This window comes from Rhizobacter sp. P2_H2, from assembly GCF_056403375.1.
The window spans coordinates 1-1,716 of record NZ_JBFUFP010001113.1 but is presented as its reverse complement, the minus strand read 5'-3'; the positions used below and the strand labels follow the sequence as shown (position 1 = coordinate 1,716).

Genomic DNA, 1,716 nt, shown 5'->3' with positions numbered 1-1,716 from the left:
AAGGTCAGTGCAGCGCCGACAGGAACTGCTTCAACTCCGCCGTCTGCGGCGCACCGAACACCTGCTCCGGCGGCCCCATCTCGTGGATGCGCCCGGCATGCATGAACACCACGCGGTCGGCCACCTTGCGTGCGAAGTTCATCTCGTGCGTGACCATCAGCAGCGTCATGCCCTCGTCGGCCAGCGTCTCGACCACGCGCAGCACCTCGCCGACCAGCTCGGGGTCGAGCGCCGACGTGATCTCGTCGCACAGCAGCACCGCCGGCTCCATCGCCAGCGCCCGCGCGATCGCGACGCGCTGCTGCTGCCCGCCCGACAGCTGCTCGGGCTGCGCATCGAACTTCTCGGCCAGCCCGACGCGTTCGAGCAGCTTGCGCGCCTGCGCGGTGCAGTCCGGGTTCGCCTTCTTCTTGACCAGCGTCGGCGCCAGCATCACGTTGCGGCCCACGCTCAGGTGAGGGAACAGGTTGAAGCCCTGGAAGATCATCCCCACGCGCTGGCGCAGCGCGCGCATCGCCGCCGCATTGCCGTACAGCAGCGGCTGGCCGTCGACCGTCAGCGTGCCCTCCTGGAACTGCTCCAGCCCGTTCACGCAGCGCAGCAGCGTGCTCTTGCCCGAGCCGCTCTTGCCGATGATCGCGATCACCTCGCCACGCGTCACCGACAGGTCGATGCCCTTCAGCACCTCGTTCGTGCCGAAGCGCTTGCGCAGCCCGGTGATGCGGACGATGTCCGCCGCGGCGGTGTCAGGCGTGACCATGCAGTTTTCTCTCCAGTGAACGGGCCCACAGGGACACCGGGAAACACAGCGCGAAATACAGCAGCGCGACGCAGGCGAACACGGTGAACGGGCGGAAGGTCGCGTTGGCGATCGTCGAGCCGGTCTTGGTCAGCTCGGCGAAACCGATCACCGACGCGAGCGCCGTGCCCTTGATGATCTGCACCGCGAAGCCCACCGTCGGCGGCACCGCGACACGCAGCGCCTGCGGGCCGATCACGTGGCGCAGCTGCTCGCCCAGGTTCATCGCGAGCGCGGTCGACGCCTCCCACTGGCCCTTGGGCACCGCGTTGACGCAGCCGCGCCAGATCTCGGTGAAGAACGCGCTGCTGTAGAGCGTCAGCGCGATGGCCGCGGCGGTCCAGTTCGACAGCGACAGCCCGAGCCCCGACAGCCCGAAGAACAGGAAGAACAGCTGCATCAGCAGCGGCGTGCCCTGGAACAGCTGCACGTAGCCGGCCACCAGGCGCTCGGCACCGGGCAGCTTGGCGAGCCGCGCCACCAGCAGCGCCAGGCCGACGATCGCGCCGCCGACGAAGGCGACCAGCGACAGCGCCACCGTCCAGCGCAGCGCGAGCAGCAGGTTGCGCAGGATCTCCCACAGCGTGAAGTCGACCATCGGGCTACTTTCCGAAGATGAAGCGCGGGCCGGCCCAGTTCAGCAGCCGGCGCAGCGCGATCGACAGCACCAGGTAGATCGCGGTGCCGATGATGAAGGCCTCGAACGCGCGGAAGTTGCGACCCTGGATCAGGTTCACCGCATGCGAGAGCTCGGCCGTCGCGATCTGCCCGCACACCGCCGAGCCCAGCATCACGATCACGATCTGGCTCACCATCGCCGGCCACACGCGCTTCAGCGCCGGCGGCAGTACGACGCGCGTGAACACCTGCATCTCGCTGAGCGCCAGGCTGCGTGCCGCCTCGATCTGGCCGCGCGG

Annotated in this window: 3 protein-coding genes; all 3 read right to left on the bottom strand. The window is 68.8% G+C overall.

Annotated elements, in window-relative coordinates:
- Positions 1 to 4: 4 nt before the first annotated feature.
- Entirely contained in the window at positions 5 to 760 is a 756-nt protein-coding gene (locus AC1D15_RS30615; RefSeq protein ID WP_465114518.1) for an amino acid ABC transporter ATP-binding protein, read from the bottom strand.
- Positions 747 to 1,397: an amino acid ABC transporter permease gene (locus AC1D15_RS30610; RefSeq protein WP_047511321.1), complete on the bottom strand. Its 651-nt coding sequence runs from the start codon at positions 1,395 to 1,397 to the stop codon at positions 747 to 749. Before AC1D15_RS30610 ends, AC1D15_RS30615 begins: the two co-directional genes overlap by 14 nt.
- A gap of 4 nt (positions 1,398 to 1,401) precedes the next feature.
- Positions 1,402 to 1,716: ABC transporter permease subunit (locus AC1D15_RS30605; protein ID WP_477828991.1), on the bottom strand; the 315-nt coding region annotated here is incomplete at its 5' end.